This is a genomic window from Streptomyces sp. NPDC039465, from assembly GCF_055639315.1.
The window spans coordinates 373,599-392,526 of the sequence record NZ_JBVKAP010000004.1; the positions used below are offsets into that span (position 1 = coordinate 373,599).

At 71.7% G+C, this 18,928-nt stretch carries 18 protein-coding genes; 5 read left to right on the top strand and 13 right to left on the bottom strand.

Annotation, left to right across the window (positions count from 1 at the left end; genetic code table 11):
- Position 1: 1 nt before the first annotated feature.
- The 3 genes from ACZ7LT_RS16195 to aspS all read right to left on the bottom strand — a co-directional run bounded on the left by ACZ7LT_RS16195 (position 2) and on the right by aspS (position 3,264).
- On the bottom strand, positions 2–718 hold the full coding sequence (locus tag ACZ7LT_RS16195) for a hypothetical protein (protein WP_471236679.1): 717 nt from the start codon (positions 716–718) through the stop codon (positions 2–4).
- Complete coding sequence (locus ACZ7LT_RS16200) at positions 715–1,230, bottom strand: SigE family RNA polymerase sigma factor (RefSeq protein WP_471236680.1); 516 nt, start codon at positions 1,228–1,230, stop codon at positions 715–717. The genes ACZ7LT_RS16195 and ACZ7LT_RS16200 overlap by 4 nt, the downstream gene beginning before the upstream one ends.
- A gap of 213 nt (positions 1,231–1,443) precedes the next feature.
- Positions 1,444–3,264, bottom strand: coding sequence for an aspartate--tRNA ligase (gene aspS / locus ACZ7LT_RS16205; protein ID WP_471236681.1), 1,821 nt, complete (start codon positions 3,262–3,264; stop codon positions 1,444–1,446).
- 171 nt (positions 3,265–3,435) lie between these two features.
- Between aspS and ACZ7LT_RS16210 the strand changes: the two genes are divergently transcribed.
- Positions 3,436–5,535, top strand: a complete 2,100-nt coding sequence (locus ACZ7LT_RS16210) for a SpoIIE family protein phosphatase (protein WP_471236682.1) — start codon at positions 3,436–3,438, stop codon at positions 5,533–5,535.
- Positions 5,536–5,646: 111 nt separating this feature from the next.
- The gene (locus ACZ7LT_RS16215) at positions 5,647–6,468 is read left to right on the top strand and encodes an oxygen-binding di-iron domain-containing protein (RefSeq protein WP_471236683.1); all 822 of its coding nucleotides are present in this window, start codon (positions 5,647–5,649) and stop codon (positions 6,466–6,468) included.
- A gap of 30 nt (positions 6,469–6,498) precedes the next feature.
- On the opposite strand, the gene ACZ7LT_RS16220 is transcribed toward ACZ7LT_RS16215, so the two are convergent.
- The 4 genes from ACZ7LT_RS16220 to ACZ7LT_RS16235 all read right to left on the bottom strand — a co-directional run bounded on the left by ACZ7LT_RS16220 (position 6,499) and on the right by ACZ7LT_RS16235 (position 10,068).
- Positions 6,499–7,560 carry an AI-2E family transporter gene (locus tag ACZ7LT_RS16220; protein WP_471236684.1) on the bottom strand — a complete coding sequence of 354 codons (1,062 nt, stop codon included), beginning with the start codon at positions 7,558–7,560 and terminating at the stop codon, positions 6,499–6,501.
- 130 nt (positions 7,561–7,690) lie between these two features.
- Entirely contained in the window at positions 7,691–8,653 is a 963-nt protein-coding gene (locus ACZ7LT_RS16225) for a pirin family protein (protein WP_471236685.1), read from the bottom strand.
- Between the two features lie 159 nt (positions 8,654–8,812).
- Entirely contained in the window at positions 8,813–9,295 is a 483-nt protein-coding gene (locus ACZ7LT_RS16230) for an SseB family protein (protein ID WP_471236686.1), read from the bottom strand.
- A gap of 17 nt (positions 9,296–9,312) precedes the next feature.
- Positions 9,313–10,068, bottom strand: a complete 756-nt coding sequence (locus ACZ7LT_RS16235) for a cobalt-precorrin-6A reductase (protein WP_471236687.1) — start codon at positions 10,066–10,068, stop codon at positions 9,313–9,315.
- Positions 10,069–10,080: 12 nt separating this feature from the next.
- Between ACZ7LT_RS16235 and ACZ7LT_RS16240 the strand changes: the two genes are divergently transcribed.
- Together ACZ7LT_RS16240 and ACZ7LT_RS16245 are read left to right on the top strand one after the other, a co-directional pair.
- The gene (locus ACZ7LT_RS16240) at positions 10,081–11,259 is read left to right on the top strand and encodes a cobalt-precorrin-5B (C(1))-methyltransferase (RefSeq protein ID WP_471236688.1); all 1,179 of its coding nucleotides are present in this window, start codon (positions 10,081–10,083) and stop codon (positions 11,257–11,259) included.
- A 174-nt stretch (positions 11,260–11,433) separates the two neighbouring features.
- Entirely contained in the window at positions 11,434–13,014 is a 1,581-nt protein-coding gene (locus tag ACZ7LT_RS16245) for an adenosine deaminase family protein (RefSeq protein WP_471236689.1), read from the top strand.
- 67 nt (positions 13,015–13,081) lie between these two features.
- On the opposite strand, the gene ACZ7LT_RS16250 is transcribed toward ACZ7LT_RS16245, so the two are convergent.
- From ACZ7LT_RS16250 to ACZ7LT_RS16275, 6 genes are all read right to left on the bottom strand, one after another.
- Entirely contained in the window at positions 13,082–14,398 is a 1,317-nt protein-coding gene (locus tag ACZ7LT_RS16250; protein ID WP_471236690.1) for a peptidase, read from the bottom strand.
- A gap of 297 nt (positions 14,399–14,695) precedes the next feature.
- Positions 14,696–14,974 carry a hypothetical protein gene (locus tag ACZ7LT_RS16255; protein ID WP_471236691.1) on the bottom strand — a complete coding sequence of 93 codons (279 nt, stop codon included), beginning with the start codon at positions 14,972–14,974 and terminating at the stop codon, positions 14,696–14,698.
- A 90-nt stretch (positions 14,975–15,064) separates the two neighbouring features.
- Entirely contained in the window at positions 15,065–15,682 is a 618-nt protein-coding gene (locus ACZ7LT_RS16260; RefSeq protein ID WP_471236692.1) for a hypothetical protein, read from the bottom strand.
- The gene (locus tag ACZ7LT_RS16265) at positions 15,679–16,911 is read right to left on the bottom strand and encodes an MAB_1171c family putative transporter (RefSeq protein WP_471236693.1); all 1,233 of its coding nucleotides are present in this window, start codon (positions 16,909–16,911) and stop codon (positions 15,679–15,681) included. Before ACZ7LT_RS16265 ends, ACZ7LT_RS16260 begins: the two co-directional genes overlap by 4 nt.
- Entirely contained in the window at positions 16,908–17,513 is a 606-nt protein-coding gene (locus tag ACZ7LT_RS16270) for a toxin (protein ID WP_471236694.1), read from the bottom strand. The genes ACZ7LT_RS16265 and ACZ7LT_RS16270 overlap by 4 nt, the downstream gene beginning before the upstream one ends.
- 125 nt (positions 17,514–17,638) lie before the next feature.
- The gene (locus tag ACZ7LT_RS16275; protein ID WP_471236695.1) at positions 17,639–18,139 is read right to left on the bottom strand and encodes a hypothetical protein; all 501 of its coding nucleotides are present in this window, start codon (positions 18,137–18,139) and stop codon (positions 17,639–17,641) included.
- A gap of 640 nt (positions 18,140–18,779) precedes the next feature.
- On the opposite strand from ACZ7LT_RS16275, the gene ACZ7LT_RS16280 reads away from it, so the two are divergent.
- Positions 18,780–18,854: a 50S ribosomal protein bL37 gene (locus ACZ7LT_RS16280; protein WP_373297613.1), complete on the top strand. Its 75-nt coding sequence runs from the start codon at positions 18,780–18,782 to the stop codon at positions 18,852–18,854.
- Positions 18,855–18,928: the final 74 nt, after the last annotated feature.

Consider the following 18,928-nt stretch of genomic DNA (forward strand, 5'->3'; position numbering starts at 1 on the left):
GTCAGTGCCCTTCCTTGAGGTGTGAGGTGTCGTACGCCGCCGTGGCGAGGATCTGCCGGATCTCCTCCAGCCGCCGGTCGCCGTCCCGGCCGAGGCACACGGTCACGACGAGCACCGAGCCCGTCCCGGCCGCCTCGGGTGCGTCGAGGAGCGTTTGGTACTCATGGCTGCCGTCGAGCGCGCGGCAGGAAGCGCTCAGAGAGGTACGGTCCGGGCTCTGGCCCGGCCGGGGCGTGGGGCGCAGGGCCGGCTGCGCGCCGATCCGCAGGACCAGCAGCGCCCCGTCCGCGTCGAGCCGTTCCAGCGGCGGGCAGAACACGCCGGGCGCGGTCCGGCACGTCTTCTCGTACGGGGTGAGCCGCTGCGGGCCCGCGAAACCGGTCGCCCCGGCCTTCAGCCCGTACCAGCCCCGCGGCAGCCGCAGCGTCAGCCCGGCCAGCTCCGGATAGCGCACGGTCCGGTCGAGCGGCACGGGGGCCGGCGACGCGGGCCGCAGCTCCGGCGGCCGTACGGGCTCCGGCCGCAGTACGCCCCCCGCCAGCAGTACGCCCGCCACCGCCACCGCGCCGCCCGCCACCGCGGCCCGCGCCCGCCGCCGCCTTACGACCCGCTCCCGCACCCGACGCATCCGGCCCTCGGGCGCGGCGAGCTCCGGCACCGCCCGTTCCAGCAGCGCCCTCAGCCCGGCCTCCTGAGCTTCCTGTTCCTGATCAGTCACAGGTCACAGCGCTCCTTCGCGGGCTCCGGCAGCACGGCCCGCAGGGTGCGCAGCGCCTTCGCGGCCTGGCTCTTGACCGTGCCGGGGGAGCAGCCGAGCGTCGCCGCCGTCTCCTCGACGCTCAGGTCCTCGAAGTAGCGCAGCACCACGACGGCCCGCTGCCGGGGCGGCAGCAGCCGTACCGCGGCGCCCAGCGTCTGGCCCAGGTCCACGTCCTCGTACGCGTCGGCCGGCACCGCCCGCTCCGGGAGTACGCCGTGCGGGACCTCGCCCCGCCAGCGCCGCCGCCACCAGGACGTGTGGGTGTGGACGAGGGCCCTGCGCACATACGCCTCGGGGTGATCGGCCGCGATCCGGGGCCACTTGGGCCACACCTTGGCCAGGACCGTCTGGAGCAGGTCCTCGGCGAGGTGCGCGTCGCCGGTGAGCAGCCACGCCATCCGCAGCAGCCTGGGGCCGCGCGCGGCGACGAATTCCTCGAAGTCGCCGTGGTCGGGCCGCCCGCCGCGCATCCGTCTCCGTCCCCGTCCGTCGCCGTCTCCGCCGCCGGTCTTCCCGGCGCTCCCGTAGGTGTTCCACACCAGTGGAACGCGTTGGCCTGCCGAACGGGTTGCCCTGCCGTCGTTTTCAGGTCGGTTGCAGGACAGGAGGGAGAGCGAAGAAGAGGGCGGGCAGCAGAAAGGGCCCCGGAACCTTACGGTTCCAGGGCCCTTCCCCACACTGACCTACCGGCCCGCCTCCGGGTGGACCGACTCGCTGATCGGGCGGTCCTCCGCCGGCTTCTCCTTCGTGACCGGCTTGCGCAGCTGGATGTTCAGCTCGCGCAGCCGCGCCTCGTCCAGCTCCGTCGGCGCGCCCATCAGCAGGTCCTGCGCGTTGCCGTTCAGCGGGAACGCGATGGTCTCGCGGATGTTCGGCTCGTCGGCCAGGAGCATGACGATACGGTCGACGCCCGGGGCGATGCCGCCGTGCGGCGGGGCGCCGTACTCGAATGCGCGCAGCATGCCCGCGAACTCCTGCTCCACGGTCTCCCGGGAGTAGCCGGCGATCTCGAACGCCTTGAACATGACCTCGGGCTCGTGGTTCCGGATCGCGCCGGAGGACAGCTCGACGCCGTTGCACACGATGTCGTACTGCCAGCCGAGGATGTCCAGCGGGTCCTGGGTCTCCAGGGCCTCCAGGCCGCCCTGCGGCATGGAGAACGGGTTGTGCGAGAAGTCGATCTTGCCGGTCTCCTCGTCCCGCTCGTACATCGGGAAGTCGACGATCCAGCAGAAGCGGAAGACGCCGTCCTCGAAGTGGCCGGCCCGCTTCGCGGCCTCGACCCGCACCGCGCCCATGATCTTGGAGACCTCGTCGAACTCGCCCGCGCCGAAGAAGACGGCGTGACCGGCCTCCAGGCCGAGGCGCTCGGTGAGGACCTTGACGTTCTCCTCGGTGAGGAACTTGGCGATCGGGCCGCTCAGCGTGCCGTCCTCGCCGACGCGGACCCAGGCCAGGCCCTTGGCGCCCTGCTCGACGGCGTACTCGCCGAGGCCGTCGAAGAACTTACGGGTCTGCTCGGCGGTGTTCGGGACCGGCAGCGCCCGCACGTGCTTGCCCGCGAACGCCTTGAACTCGGAGCCCTCGAAGATGTCGGTGATGTCGACGAGCTCCAGCTTGGCGCGCAGATCCGGCTTGTCGGAGCCGTACTTGAGCATCGCCTCGCGGAACGGGATCCTCGGGAAGGGCGACGTGACGTGCCGGCCGCCGCCGAACTCCTCGAAGAGCTCGGTCATCAGCTTCTCGATCGGCTGGAAGACGTCCTCCTGCTCGACGAAGCTCATCTCCACGTCGAGCTGGTAGAACTCGCCCGGCGAGCGGTCGGCGCGGGCGTCCTCGTCGCGGAAGCAGGGCGCGATCTGGAAGTAGCGGTCGAAGCCGGAGATCATCAGCAGCTGCTTGAACTGCTGCGGGGCCTGCGGCAGCGCGTAGAACTTGCCCGGGTTGAGACGGGACGGCACGACGAAGTCGCGGGCGCCCTCGGGGGAGGTCGCGGCGAGGATCGGGGTCGCCATCTCGTTGAAGCCGAGCGCGGTCATCTTGTGCCGGATGGCGGAGATGACGGCGGTGCGCAGCATGATGTTGCGGTGCATGCGCTCGCGGCGCAGGTCGAGGAAGCGGTACTCCAGACGACGCTCTTCGTTGACGCCGTCGTCGGCGTTGACGGTGAACGGGATCTGCTTGGCGGCGCCGAGGACCTCGACCTCGCGGGCCTCGATCTCGATCTCGCCGGTGGCGAGCTCGGGGTTGACGTTGTCGGCGCCACGGGAGACGACCTTGCCGTCGACGCGGACGACGGTCTCCTTCGTCAGCTTGTCGAGCACCTCGGCGGCCGGGGTGCCGGGCCGGGCGACGAGCTGCGTGATGCCGTAGTGGTCGCGCAGATCGATGAAGAGGATGCCGCCCAGGTCGCGCCGATTGTGCAGCCAGCCGCTCAGCCGGACGTCGGTGCCGACGTCAGAGGCGCGGAGCTCGCCGCAGGTGTGGGACCTGTACCGATGCATCGTCGTTCATCCAGTCTTCGGTATGGGGGTATGGCTCGACTGGTCAAGGTTACCCGTCCGGCCAAGATCGCTTATCGAATACTCTGCGTACGCGAAGCGGACACAGGCGGTCGAACGGTTGTCGGACACCCTCGGTGGCGACTGATCCGTCAATCTTCTTAAAGTGTGGAAATGCGCACCGAGGACGTGTTGGCCGCGATCGCGACCGGCCTGTGGCGCTGGGACAACGCGACCGGGACCGTCACCCTCGACGCGGAGGCGGCCCGGCTCCTCGGCCTGCCCGCCGAGCCGGCGTCGCTCACCGAGGCGCAGGTGCGCTCCCGTTTCCACCCCGTCGACTGGAACGAGATCGACGGCGTCGTGAACCTCGCCGTCGCCGAGGGCACCCTCGCCGAGGCCCGGCTGCGGATCATGGACACCGACGGGCGGGTCATCCGTACCGTACGCAGCCGCTCCAAGCCCCTGATCGAGGGCGACGACTACAAGCTCGTCGGCACCCTCCAGGAGGTCGCCGAGCCCCAGCCCGGCACCGCCGCCGCCACCCCCATCACCGGAGACTGGCGCCGCTCGCGCGAGGCGTTCCTGCTGGACGCCGGGCGGGCGCTGGCGGAGGCCCGGTCGACGGCGGAGGTCCTGCGGGTGGCGGCGTCGCTGTCGATGCCCGGCTTCTCGCCCGACGGCCTCGCGGTCTTCGGCATGGCGGGCGACCGCCTCACGATCATCGGGCACCACGGACACCACGCCGGCGACGAGGGACCGTTCACCGAGATGTCCCGGGACACCGACTACCCCGCGGCGGAGGTCGTACGGACCGGGCGGGCGATCTATCTGCCCTCGCCGCAGGAGTACCGGCGGCGCTTCCCCGCGGCCTGGCGCCTGGCGGAACGATTCGGCAGGGAGTCCTGGGCCTTCCTCCCCCTCATCGTCGCCGGCCGCACCATGGGCGCCTGGATGGCCGCCTTCAAACACCCCGTCGCCTTCACCCCCGACGAACGCTCCGTCCTCACCACCGTCGCCCGGATGCTCGCCCAGGCCCTCGCCCGCGCCGGTGTCGCCGAGTCCGAACGGGAACTCTCCCTCGGTCTCCAGCGCTCGATGATGCCGGTCCTCGGACCCGCCATCCCGGGCATGTCGATCGCCGCGCGGTACGTACCGACCGGCGGCGGCCTCCAGGTCGGCGGCGACTGGTACGACATGATCCCGCTCCCCGGCGGCGGCTCCCGCGCGGGCGGCGGCCGGGTCGCCCTCGTCATCGGGGACGTCCAGGGCCACGACGTACGCGCCGCGGGCCTCATGGGCCAGCTCCGGATCGCCCTGCGGGCCTACGCCTCCGAGGGCCACCGGCCCGACGCCGTCCTCTCCCGCGCCTCCCGGTTCCTCTACGGCATCACCGACGGCACCGACAGCACCGACGCCTCCGGCGGCCCCCGCTTCGCGACCTGCCTCTACCTGGAGGTCGACCCGGAGACCGGCACCATCGACATCGCCCGCGCCGGACACCCCGACCCGGCGGTCCGGATGGCCGACGGAACGGTCGTCCACCGGCCCACCGCGGGCGGACTGCCCCTCGGCATCGTCCCCGACACCGACTATCCGACGACCCGGCTCACCCTGGAGCCCGGCGAGACGCTGATGATGTGCACCGACGGACTCCTGGAGACCGGCGGGCACGACCTCGACACCGGCTGGGCCCGGATCCGCACCCTCCTCGAAACCCACGACAGCGGCTCGCTCGAAGAACTGGCCGACAGCCTCGTCCAGGCCGTCCACGGCCCCGGCTCGCACCACACGACCGGCCCGCTCGCCGACCGCCGCGAGGACGACATCGCGGTCCTGCTCCTCTCCCGGCTCGGCACCCCGGCCCGCCAGGCTCCGCGCCGCAGCGCCATGACCGTCGCCCAGGCCGAGCCGGAGCGGATCGCGGCGGCCCGGCAGCACGTACGGGAGCTGCTGCACGACTGGACGGACGAGGAGCAGCTCGACGCGGCCGTGCTGATGGTCTCCGAGATGGTCACCAACGTCCTCGTCCACACGGACGGCGACGCGCTGCTCGTCGCGGAGGCGACCGGCGAACGCGGCACCCGCCGGCTGCGGGTCGAGGTCGCCGACGCCAGCGACGAACTGCCGCACCGGCGGCGGCCCGGCGAGATGGCGTCCTCGGGCCGCGGCCTGCTGCTGATGGAGATGCTGGCGCACGCGTGGGGCGTGGACCCCAGGGGCGGGGGCAAGTCGATCTGGTTCGAGCTGTACGAGGACGTGCGGGGGGAGTAGAGCGGCGGAGGACGGGGCTTCCGGGGGCCCCGGGGGGCGTGCGGGGGCGCGGCTGGGCGTGCGGGGGGAGACTGGAGACGTACGGCCGCCGGGGGGACCTCGGAGCGCGCCATGGACATCCACAAGGTCGGCAGCGACACCACCGTCATCGGGGACAGCCTCGACGTACCGGGCATCGGTTTCATCCCCGTCAACGCCTTCGTCCTCCTCGCCACGGAGCCGGTCGTCGTCGACACCGGTCTCTCCCTCTCCGACCGGGACTTCATGGCCGCCCTCGGCTCGGTCATGGACCCCGCCGACGTCCGCTGGATCTGGCTCACCCACCCCGACCGCGACCACACCGGCGGGATCTTCGAGCTGCTCCAGGCCTCCCCCAAATGCCGGATCGTCACCACGTTCCTCGGCGCGGGCATCATGTCCACCGAACGGCCCTTCCCGATGGACCGTGTGTACATGCTCAACCCGGGGCACTCCCTCGACGTCGGCGACCGCACGCTGCACGGCTTCCGGCCGCCGCTGTACGACAGCCCCGCCACCGTCGGCTTCTACGACGACAAGACCCGGATCATGTTCAGCTCCGACTGCTTCGGCGGCCCGATGCCGAACAAGGAGATCGCCGAGGGCGGCCACGCCTCCGACGTGTCGCCCGAGGACCTGCGCGCGGCGCAGCTGCTGTGGGCGACCGTGGACAGTCCGTGGATCCATGTCGTCGACCCGGTGAAATACGTCGCGACGATCGAACCGCTACGGGCGATGGACCCGGAGATCGTGCTCTCCACCCATCTGCCGCCGGCCGTACGGCTCACCGCGATGATGCTCGGCACGATCACGATGGCGCCGGAGTCCGATCCGTGGATCGGGCCGGACCAGCAGGCGCTTGAGCAGATGCTGGCGTCCTTCGAACCGGGTGGGACGCCTGCCGCGCCTGCCTGACCCGTTCCGCCCTCTGTCAGTTGTCATCCGTCATCCGTCATCCGTCGTCTGTCGTCCGTCGTAGTGCCTGCGCAGTTCGCCGAAGACCCCGAACGCGGCGGCCGTCACCGGTACGGCCAGCAGCATGCCGAGGACGCCCGCCACCGACGCCCCGGCCGTGATGGCCAGCATCACCACCGCCGGATGCATCTGCACGGTCCGGCTCTGGATCACGGGCTGGAGGACGTGCCCCTCGATCATCTGCACGGCGAGGACCACGCCGAGCGCCCACAGCGCGATGACGAACCCCCGGTCGGCGAGGGCGACGAGGATCGCGACCGTGCCGGAGATGAAGGCGCCGAGGTACGGGATGTACGCGCCGACGAAGACGAGCGCGCCGAGCCCCACCGCGCCGGGCACCCGCAGGATCAGCAGTCCGATGGTGATGAGGATCGCGTCGATCAGGGCGATGAAGGTCGTGCCGCGCATGAAGCCCTCGACCGCCTCGAAGGCGCGGCGGCACATCGCCTCGGCGGTGGTGGCGGTGGAGCGGGGCATGAGGGAGGCGAGGGTGGCGGTGGCCTTGTCCGAGTCGCGGAGGAAGAAGAAGACCAGCAGCAGGGCGAGGACGGCGATGGCGATCACCTCGCCGACCACGCTGAGCCCGCTGATCACCCCGGACGCGGCCGTCGCGCCGAACCTCGTCAGCAGGTTCTTGGCGTTGTTGGCCAGGTCGTCGAGCGAGGTGCCGGCGGCGCCGAGGTGCTTGGTCAGGTCGTCGGCGGCCTGCCGGAGCGAGGCGAGGATCTGGTCGCCGGTCTCGATGAGGGCGCTGACGACGACGTACGTGGCCCCGCCGACGACGGCGACGACGGCGACGCAGGTGAGCCCGGCGGCGAGCGAGCGGTTCATCCGCAGCCTGATGAGCCGCCGGTGCAGGGGCCCGAGGAGCGCGGTGCCGAGGAGCGCGAGCAGGACGGGGGTGACGGCCGTCTGGAAGGTGATGACGAGCCAGATCCCGACGGCGGCGACCCCGGCGACGAGCAGCACGACGACGCACCAGGCGGCGAGCCGCCGCACGGGCTCGGGGAGGAGGGCGGACGAGGTCGGCACCCCTCCAGCCGATCACGGCGAGGGGGTGTCGGCCCGTGGGGCGCGGCATCCGGGTGACGGACCGTCAGAACCGCGCCCGCCCCCGCCCCGCGCCCCCGCCCGGGCCGGGATCACCCGGCCCAGGCAGGCGTCAGGCGCCCATGCCGTGCACCACGGGGATCGTCCCCAGGCGTCCCTTCTGGAAGTCCTCGAACGCCTTCTGGAGCTCCTCGCGGGTGTTCATCACGAACGGCCCGTAGTGCGCCATCGGCTCCCTGATCGGGCGGCCGCCCAGGAGCACGACCTCAAGGTCGGGCGTGTGCCCGTCCTGCTTCTCGTCGGCCCGTACGGTCAGCGCGCCGCCGGTGCCGAAGACCGCCGTCTGCCCCATGTGGACGGGGCGCCGCTCCGTACCGACCGTGCCGCGCCCGGCCAGGACGTACGCGAGGCCGTTGAAGTCCTCGCGCCACGGCAGGGAGACCTCGGCGCCCGGCCGCAGGGTGGCGTGGATCATCGTGATGGGGGTGTGGGTGATGCCGGGGCCTTCGTGCCCGTCGAGCTCACCGGCGATGACCCGCAGCAGCGCGCCGCCGTCGGGCGAGGTGAGGAGCTGGACCTGGCCGCCGCGGATGTCCTGGTAGCGGGGGTCCATCATCTTGTCGCTCGCGGGGAGGTTCACCCACAGCTGGAGGCCGTGGAAGAGGCCGCCCGACATCACCAGCGCCTCCGGCGGGGCCTCGATGTGGAGGAGTCCGGAGCCGGCGGTCATCCACTGGGTGTCGCCGTTCTGGATGGTTCCGCCGCCGCCGTTGCTGTCCTGGTGGACGAAGGTTCCGTCGAGCAGGTACGTCACGGTCTCGAAGCCGCGGTGCGGGTGCCAGGGGGTGCCCTTGGGCTCGCCCGGCGCGTACTCCACCTCGCCCATCTGGTCCATCATGATGAACGGGTCGAGGTACTGGTAGTTGATCCCGGCGAACGCGCGGCGCACCGGGAAGCCCTCCCCTTCGAATCCGGCCGGCGCCGTGCTCACGGCGAGGACCGGGCGCGCGATCGCGTCGGCGGGCGCGGAGACACGCGGCAGGGTCAGCGGGTTCTCGACGGTTACGGCAGGCATGTCAGGACCTCCATCCTTCGACATCCAGGTTAGTTGAATATCGAACTTCCTGCCACCTGAACGCGGCGACGACCGCTTCCATTCCGCTTCCATCGCGCCACGCGAAGAGCCCGGCCGCATGGCCGGGCTCTGGGGTACAGGCGGAGAGAAGGCGGTGGATCAGCCGTACATACGGCGCATGGCGAAGTCGACCATCTGCTCCACGGCCTTCGCGTCGAAGACCATCCGGTGGTCGCCCTCCATGTCGAGGACGAAGCCGTACCCGGTCGGGAGCAGGTCGATCACCTCGGCGCCGGTGATCACGAAGTACTTGGACTCCTTGCCCGCGTACCGGCGCAGCTCCTTGAGCGTGGTGAACATCGGGATCACCGGGTGCTGGGTGTTGTGCAGCGCCAGGAAGCCGGGGTTGTCGCCGCGCGGGCAGTAGACCTTCGAGGTCGCGAAGATCTGCTGGAAGTCCTCGGCGGCCAGGGACCCGGTCGTGAAGGCGCGCACGGCGTCGGCGAGCGACGGCGGCGACGGCTCGGGGTACAGCGGCTGCTGCCCGTACCCGCCCTGCATACCCTGCATGCCCTGCATCGGCTGCTGCGGGGGCTGGGTGTACTGCTGCTGGGCACCCTGGTTCTGGTCGTAGCCGTACATGCCCCTGAGAGTAGGGGCTACGTCGCCAGGTTCGCGACCCAGACCGCCGCTTCCGACGGCGTCGACGCCACCGGCACGCCCTCCGGGACCGGCGGGCGGCGGACGATCACCACCGGCAGGGACGCCTCCCGGGCCGCGCGCAGTTTGGGGGCGGTCGCCTCGCCGCCGCTGTCCTTCGTGACCAGCACGTCGATGGCGTGCCGGCGCAGGATGTCCCGCTCGCCCTCCAGCGTGAAGGGGCCCCGGTCGAGGAGGACCTCCATCCGGGCCGGGGCCGGCGGCTCGGGGGCGTCCACGCTGCGGACGAGGAACCATGAGGTGCAGGCGGCGAACGCGGCCAGCCCCATACGACCCGTCGTCAGGAACACCCGCTCGCCCAGGGTGTCCACCAGGGAGGCCGCCTCCTCGAGGGACCCGGCCGGGTGCCAGTCGTCGTCCGCCACGGGGGCCCACCCGGGGCGGCGGAGGGCCAGCAGGGGAACATGGGCCTTGTCCGCCGCGTACGCCGCGGAGAAACTGATCGTTCCGGCGAAAGGATGCGTGGCGTCGATGACCGCGTCCACCTGGTGCGCGCGCAGCCACCCGGTCAGGCCCTCCGCACCGCCGAAGCCGCCGATGCGGACCTCGCCCGGCGGCAGCTTCGGCGCGGCGACCCGGCCCGCGAGCGAGCTGGTGACCCGGACGGTCCCGGTGCCCTGCCCGGGCCCGGCCGCGTGCAGCAGCCCGGCCAGGGCGCGGGCCTCGGTCGTGCCTCCGAGGATCAGGACGTGCATCGGGGTTCCTTCATGACAACGGGCGACGGGACGACGGGCGGCGGGACGACGGACGATGGGGCGGCCGCCACCGGCGGTCGCAGCGCCCAACTCAAGCACACCGGGCTGCGGCCCGGCTGGACCACCGGTGCCTGTGCGACGGCGGCGACGACCGCCGCGTACACCGCGCTGCTCACCGGCGACTTCCCGGACCCGGTGACGATCACGCTGCCGAAGGGGCAGACGCCGGCGTTCGCGCTGGCCGTGGAGGGGCTGGCCGAGGGCAGTGCCATGGCCGGGGTGGTCAAGGACGCCGGTGACGACCCGGACGTGACGCATGGCGCGCTGATCAGGGCGACCGTGCGGCCCCTGCCCGCCGGGCAGGGGGTGGTCTTCCGCGCCGGGCCCGGCGTCGGCACGGTCACCCTGCCCGGCCTTCCGCTGGAGGTGGGCGAGCCCGCCGTCAATCCCGTCCCCCGGCAGATGATGCGGGACCACATCGCGCGGGTCGCCGAACGGTACGGCGGCAGCGGCGACGTCGAGATCACGGTCTCCGTCGACCACGGCGAGGAGATCGCCCGGTCCACGTGGAATCCGCGGATCGGCATCCTCGGCGGACTGTCGATCCTCGGCACGACCGGCATCGTCGTGCCGTACTCCTGCTCGGCGTGGATCGACTCCATCCGCCGCGGGGTCGACGTGGCGCGGGCGGCCGGGCTCACGCATGTCGCCGGGTGCACGGGGTCCACCTCGGAGCGGACCGTGCGGACGCTGTACGACCTCCCGGAGATCGCCCTGCTGGACATGGGTGACTTCGCGGGCGCGGTGCTCAAGTACGTACGCCGCCATCCCGTGGACCGGCTGACCGTCTGCGGTGGCTTCGCGAAGCTGTCGAAGCTGGCGGTGGGGCACATGGATCTGCATTCGGCGCGGTCCCAGGTCGACAAGGGGTTCCTGGCCGAGCTGGCCCGTACGGGCGGCGCCGACGAGGCGCTGGCCGGACAGGTCGCCGTCGCCAACACGGGTCTGGCCGCCTTGCAGTTGTGCGCCGCGGCCGGGGTGCCGCTCGGGGATCTGGTCGCCGCCGCCGCCCGCGACCAGGCCCTGGAGGTGCTGCGGGGGGCACCGGTCGCGGTCGACGTGGTGTGCATCGACCGCGCCGGTACGGTCGTCGGCCGGTCCGCGCCGCGCGGCCCGGCACGTACCCCTTAGGCCGCGGGGACCAGGCCGCGGCGAGGGCTCCCGCGGTCAGTTCGAGCCGCCTGCCCCGGAAGCCGTCCCTCAGCCGGCGGTCGTGGCTGACGATCACCGGCGCGCCCGAGAACCGCGCGAGGGCCCGCGGCGCGAAACCGCCGGTCCTCCGCCCCTGCCCGCTGATCATGTGGGGTGACCACTCCACTGAAGCGTTCCGCACGGAAGCGTTCCGCCGCCGTCCTCGCGGCGCTCACCGCGCTGTGCCTGCTGCCCGCGATCCCTTCGTCCGCGGCTCGCGCCCCTGACCCGGACGTCACCGCCGAGCGCCGCACCGACGACCGGCTGCGCGCTCTCGTCGGCGACCCCGTCCGCCGGGGCGCGTTCTTCCGGGCCCTGCCCAAGGGCGGGGACCTGCACAACCACCTGGCCGGAGCCGTACGGACCGAGACGCTGATCGGCTTCGCCGTGGAGGCCGGGCTGTGCGTCGAAGAGGCCACGATGACCGCCGTCGCGCCGCCGTGCGGGCCCGGGCGGCGGCCGGCCGTGGACACCACCACCGATCCGGCGTTCCGGGACGCGCTCGTGCGGGCCTGGTCGATGGAGGGCTTCCCGCCGGGCCGGCCCGGCCACGACCACTTCTTCGCCACGTTCGGGAAGTTCGCCCTGGCCACCAGGGACAACCGCGGCCGGATGCTCGCGGACGTGGCGGGCACCCTCGCCCGGCACAACCAGTTCTACCTGGAGACCATGGACGGCTTCGCCGTGGCCGGGGCCGCCGCCCTCGCCGCCGAGACCAGCTTCGACCCCGACCTGGACCGCATGCACCGCGCGCTGGTCGCCGACGGCCGCATCGACCGGCTCGTCGCCCAGGCGCGGCGGGAGACGGACGCCGCCGAGGCGCAGTTCCGTACCACCGCCCGGTGCGACACGCCCGCCGCCGACCCGGGTTGTGCGCTGACCGTGCGCTGGATCCCGCACGTGCTGCGGGAGTCCACGCCCCAGCACGTCTTCACCCAGATGGTCCTCGCGATGCGCCTGGCCGAACGCGACCCGCGCCATGTCGCCGTCAATCTCCTCCAGCCGGAGGACGGGCCGATCGCGCTGCGCGACTACCGGCTCCACATGCGCATGCTCGCCCACCTCCGCGGCGTCTACCCCCGCGCCCATGTCACCCTGCACGCGGGCGAACTCGTCCCCGGTCTCGTGAAGCCCGAGCACCTCACCTTCCATATCGGTGAGGCCGTCCGCACCGCCCGGGCCGAACGCATCGGCCACGGCGTGGACCTGGGCCACGAGGACGACCGGCGGCAGCTGGTCCGGACGATGGCGCGCCGCGAGGTGGCGGTCGAGACAGCGCTGACCAGCAATGCCCAGATCCTGGGCGTCGTCGGCGCCGAGCACCCCTTCATGACGTACCGCCGCCACGGGGTGCCGGTCGTGCTCGCCACGGACGACCCGGGAGTCTCACGGATCACCATCAGCCACGAATACGAGCGGGCGGCGCTGACGTACGGTCTGACCTACCCGGAGCTGAAGGACCTGGCGCGCGCCTCCCTCGAGTACGCCTTCCTCTCCGGCCGCAGCCTGTGGGCCGGCAACCCGACCCGCGACGGCTACCGCCCCGGCGGCCCCTGCCGCGACGAACGGCCGGGCTCGCCACGCCCCGGACCGTCCTGCGCCGCGTTCCTGGCGGGCAGCCCGAAGGCGACGGTGCAGTGGCGCCAGGAGGCGGCGTTCACGGCCTTCGAGACGCGCTTCCCCGGACCTCGTTGACAGAAGCCGGGCTCCAGGACCGCCGATCGGTCCTGGAGCCAGGCCTGTGATGCCTATGTACCCGCTTTTACGCGTCGTTGCCCGCCCCGCGTCGGCGGCGGGCCACCAGCACCGCACCGGCGCCGAGCACGACGGCCGCGCCGCCCGCGAGGGCGAGCCGCGTCAGGTTCTCGTCGGAGCCGGTCGCGGCGAGGCTGCCGGACGTCGTGGTGGCGGTGACGGTGGTCGTGGACCGGCCGCCCTGCTCGCTGGTGCGCGAGGTGCCCGACCCCGTCGTGGAGGTGGTCTTCTCCGCCTCGCCGACCTTGCCGGTGGTGGTGCCGGCCGGGGCGATCGTGAACCGGTACAGGTCGTCGAACGGAGAACCGCCGCAGGAGCCGTCCTTGTTGGCGTACTCGGAGCCGACGAAGACGTCGCCCTTGCCCTTCGGCGCCGAGGCGTCGATCGTGACGCGCAGCTTCACATCGGCCGTGGCGCCCTTGCGCAGGCCGGTGATCAGGCCGATCGGGTGCTTGGCGTCGACCGTCTTCCACGTCTTCGACGTGGTGCTGGACCACTGCAGGCGCAGCTTGTCGCCGAGGTCCTTGAGGCCGGCGGTGTCGAACGCGTGCAGGCTCACATACGGCTGTACGAAGTCGAGGTTCTTGCCGGTGCCGTTGGCCACCCGGACCGTGAAGGCGACGGTCGTTCCGGCGACGACCTTGGAGGGAAGGCCGGTCACCTTGGAGGTGAGCCCCTTCTCGGCGACGCAGGTGCGGTCGTCGTCCTCGTCGTCGCCCTCGCCCTGGGCGGCGCGGGCGTCGGCGAGCGCCTTGTCCGCGGCCTTCTTGACGGCGAGCGCCTTCTCCAGGGCCTGCCGCGCCGCTTCCGCGTCGCGGGCGGCCGCGACCCGGATGTCGCCGGCCTTCTTGGCGGCGGCGCGTGCCTTGGTGTCGGCATCGGCCTTCGCGGTCGCGGCGTTCGCCGCGGCGGTCTGGGCCTCGGCGACGGCCTGCTCCGCCGCGGCCTTCTCCTCGGCGGTGGCCTCGGGGTCCAGCGTCAGGAGGTGGTTCCTGGCGGCGGCCAGTGCGCTGTCGGCCGTCTTCTTGGCCTCCTCCGCGTCCGCGGCGGCCTTCCGCGCGTTGCGGTCCGCGACGGCGTGCGGCGCGTCGTCGGCCGCCGCCTCGTCGAAGGCCTTCTCGGCGGCGGAGTGCTTCGCGAGGGCGTCCTCGTAGGCCTTGTTCGCCGCCTTGGCGGCCTTCTCCAGCTCCGCGAGGGAGGGCTTGCCCGGCTGCGTCCGCGTGGCCTGCGGCTGTGCGTCAGGGGTGGTGGCGGCGAACGCGGGGGTGACGGAGAGCAGCACGGCGGGCGTCGTCACGGCGGCGACCACGGCCGTGGCGAGCATGCGGCGGATCTTCAACAGGAGACCTGGGCCTTCCGGAAAAGAGAATGAGGAAAGGGTGAAGCGGCGTGATCGTAAAACGCCAACCGGCCGGGCCGAAGCGGGATTTCGCAGGCCACCGCGGAGCCCGGCGCGGAATCCAAGCCTCAGCGGAGGACACAGCCGCACAAAGACGGCAGTTGCTCACGAGGGCGCATTTTCTTCTGTGACCCATGTCATGACAGACCGTCCGACCGTCGGGCACCGCCGCCCGGACCGACCGGCCTCTGCGGGGGGTACCTTCCGCAGAGGCCGGCGCTGCTAGGGGAGCGCGTTGTAGATCGGCCAGTACACCGGCTCCCCGGTGCCCTTGGGGAGGCCGGCGGCCTCCCAGGCCGGGAGCAGCTTCTCGGCGAAGAAGCGCTGTGCGTCCGCCTCGGACTCCCAGATGTCGACGACGCGCCAGCCGCCGTTGGGGCTCGGGCCGGCGCAGTGGTAGATGAGGCCCTGGGGCAAGGTGCTCAGATCGAGGTGCTTCTGGAGTGTGTCGTACTGCTCCTGCGAACCCTCCGGGTTGTCGATCAGCATGCCGACCGCCATGACAGCCTCCAGGTCATGTCGCGGGGAGGAATGCCTCAATTCTAGGGAGATGTACGGAATGCCACCACGGCTGGCGTGGCCAGGTCGCGGCTAGAGGAAGAGCGCGGCGCTCGCGGTCGCCGCCCCGAGCGACGCGCCCGCCACGGTCTGCATGAGCGTGTGGTAGCCGAGCGCGACCCGGGACCAGCAGACGGCGACGGCCAGCGGGTAGGCGAGCAGCCACCAGGGGGAGTGCACCACCGCCAGCAGGGCCACCACGGCCGAGGCGACCGCCGAGTCCACCGAGATTTTCCACAGGGTGTTGACGGCGAGCAGGCAGACGGTCATCGCCCACAGCGCGAGCATCGCGGCGAGGATGCCCGGTGGGGCATGGCCGAGGACCATGACCACGGATCCGGTGCCGATCGAGCCCAGGATCACGAAGAAGATGGGCGCCCGCTTGGTGCGGTCGACGACGTGCCGGTCGCCCCAGGTGCCGCGTCCGCGCTCCCATTCGATGTACCCGGCGGGGATCAGCCCGGCGCACAGCGCCCCCAGGAAGCCCCACAGCAGCCCGCTCCAGTGCCCGGCGGCGGCCTGCCCGATCCCGAGCATCCCGGCCAGCAGGACGTTCCGCGGCTGGAGGACGTCGGTGACCGTACGGGCCGTACGGGTGGTGCGGGTGGGCGGGGTGGTGTCCTCGGGCCGGCTGCGTACGGTGGCGCTCACGCGACCGGCTCCGTGGCCGCGGGGGCGAGGAGCGTACGGGCCCGTGCCTCGTCCACCTTCCGGTACGCCGCGGCCACCCGCACCAGCCAGGCGACCTCGCCGTCCTGGTCGGTGGCGTGCTGGGGCTCGACAGCGGCGGCCGGGCCGGCCGGGGCGCCGTCGGCCTTCGCGGCGAGCGCGGCCTTGATCCAGTACGCGTCCGCGAGCGGGGCGTCGCCCGAGGCGGCCTCCTTGGCGGCCGGGAGCAGCCGGTCGGGGACGTAGTGCCGCAGTTTCTCGACGGCGTCGGCGATGTCGGCGGCCCAGCGGTCCACGGCCAGGTCGGCGGGGGTGCCGAAGCGCAGCAGCTCCCGGGCGAGGGAGGCGGGCGGCTCGAAGGGCTGGTCGGGGAAGGCGGTCATCAGGGCCCGCCACAGCGGGTGGAGGCGGGCCTGTGCCCGCCATAGCTTTGCCCGGCGCAAGCCCTTGCTGCACGCGGGGATGGACGCGCCGACCGCGAAGAGCGCGAACAGCACCAGCTGCGCGACCTCGGTGCCCTTGTCGAAGCCCTGCGCGAAGGCGGTGCTGGGCCGGTCGACGACGCTGACCCACATGAAGAGGGTGCGGCTGACGGTGTAGCCGACGCCGATGAACATCGCGGCCGTCATCATGCCCAGGCCGATCCGCAGGTGCCGCAGACGGGTGTCGGCGGTGGCGAGCGCCCACTGGTAGGCGCAGACGGCGGACGCGGCGCCCAAGTACAGGTAGAAGACGCTCATGTAGAGCGTGGCGCCCCACTGCCCCGCGTGGTCGGAGACGAACCGGTCGGAGGGGGTGCTCCGGTCCACGACGGTGAAGAAGAGCACGGTCAGCAGGACGAGCGTGGCGACCGACGCCTTGGTGGCGACGTGTTGCACGATCCGGGCGAAGCGGACGTGCCGGGGGATGTCACCGCCCTGCGGGTACTGGCCGTAGATGGCGACGATGTAGCTGAGGATGGCGAGGATCGCGATGGTCGCCGTGTAGTGCTTGATGAGGACGGCGAGGTCGGTGACGGGGCTGTTGTTGAGCCCGATGCGGACGATGTGGGTCTTGGTCCACAGCGCGACGGCGAATCCGGCGTAGCAGCCCCACAGGGCGCGGCGCCGCTTGTCCTCCTCGTCGCCCCAGAGCGCGGCGGGCATGCGCCACAGGGCGACGGCCGTCATCAGCCCGGCTATGAGGTAGCCGGCGAGATCGAGGACGTTCATGGTGAGGGTTCCTCGGGGGTGGTGTGGGGGGACAGGGGAGATTCCGGGGGACGGGGGGAGCGTCTGAACAGCCCGGTACGCCGGTGGGCGACGGGCCGGGAGAGCGAGTTGGCGAGCCGTCCGACCATGTCGTCGCTGGTGACCTCGCGAGCCATCCGGGGTATGAGCGAGGCCCCGAATTCGGCCATGCGCTCCTCGTGGGTGTCGTACTGCGCCCGCGCCTGCACGGTCGTCGCGCCGGAGCCGAGGACCCGGCCGATGAGGGAGGTGTCGAAGACCGGCATGAGCCGCCGCAGCTGCTCGGCGTCGAGGCTGGTGCCGTGGTCGAACCACTCGTGGCACAGCTCGTGCAGGATGACGTGCTGGGTCTGGTACTCGGTGGGCCGCCGCCGGTAGAGGACGAGGCTGGTGTCGCCGGCCTTCAGCCGCAGGCCGCACGCGGCGTTGAGACGGGCGAGCCGGTCGGGCAGTTCGCGCAGTACGATCTTCCGGCCACGGGCGGCCTCCATGTTGGCCACCAGCGCCGCGATGTCGAAGGGGGCGGGGAGGGGCAGGTCAGCCAGCCCGGCTTCGCACTCTTTCCGCAGCTCGCGCAGGGACATCGGGGCCTCTTGGTCGTCGTCACGCGTGTGTGTGACATGCGAACGGCGATTTTAGCCAACGCGTACGACGAGACGGACACGCGTGCGGGCCCTTACGGGCCTTTGCGGGACACGTGTCTGTGGGGCTAGGCCGACGGCTCCTGGTCGGTGTCCTGCCGGGGGCCCTTGGCCTCCTCCAGGAGCGAGAGCGCGAACTCCAGCAGCTCGGCAGGGAGTCCGTCGTCGTCGAGCCCCCGCCCGGCGATCCCGCTGATCTCGCCCGTACGCCGCTTGGCCAGGAACTGGAGACCGGCGACGACGTCGTCGACGACCTCGGACTCCTCCTTGAAGAACCGCCAGTCGACCCCGAAGCCCAGGCCGAGCGCCTTGAGGATGTCCTCGGAGGGGTGGGTCACCTTCCCGGCCAGGATGTTGGAGAAATAACTGTGCGAGAGGGAACCCCCGCGCTCCTTGACGAGATCGGCGAAGAACCGGCCGGAGACCTTCTGCCCCGGGAAGGTCTTCTCCACCATGTACTCGACCTTCTGCTGCAACGTCGTCAACTCGGGCGCCGGCTCGGGCGCCGGGCCCGTCGGCAGCTCGGTCGTGCGCTCCGGCTCGGGCGTCTGCTCGCCGCCGTTTCCCACTGGAACCCCCCACGTTCACGTCCGCGGTCAACTGGACTTGCGCAAACACTCTACGCCACTGTTAACTCGAAAAAACACGGACAGGGGGCCACGAGGGGAGTCCCCTGCCCGTGGGGGACTTGGTGTGTCCGGGCATATGAACAGCCCTTCGCGACGGGGGATGCACGAAGGGCTGCGGCGCCAGTATGACACTTTGTCAGCGTGCTTCGCAGCTCTCCGCGAAGTTCGCGTACGGCAATGTCGCTTTGCAGTCGCGTGAGTTACCGATCGGTTGACAAAGGCAAATCGGTCGGACCATCGCACGCCCGGACGTTCGCCCCGATCGGGGCGGGACGCCCTTGAAGAGCATCGTGTCCCGTATCACCAGGTACGCGGCGTGCACCTGTTCCCCCCTGGCCCAGCAGCGGCGTAGTCCTGCTGTGCCGTCACCGGGTCGATCGTGTGGCGTTTCCGAACAGTGCCATGAAGGCCCCCACGCCTGTGTTGTCGAGCGCTCTGAAGCTGAATGCTCTGAAGTTGAACGCTGTTCGAAACTGTGTACCGCCTGTATACGGCGCCGAAGGGGCTGCTGATGCGGGTGTGTCGCCGCGAACCTAGACTGGCGACGGCCGGAAAATCCCGATTCAGGGAGATGTGCTCCATGTCCAAACGAGGCAACAAGCGCCGAGCCCGTAAGAAGAAGGGCGCGAACCACGGCAAGCGTCCCAACGCCTGATCCCCCGCGCCTGATCCGTGGACGCGAGGTGCGCGAGAAAGCCCCAGGCCGACGGCCTGGGGCTCTCTCATGCG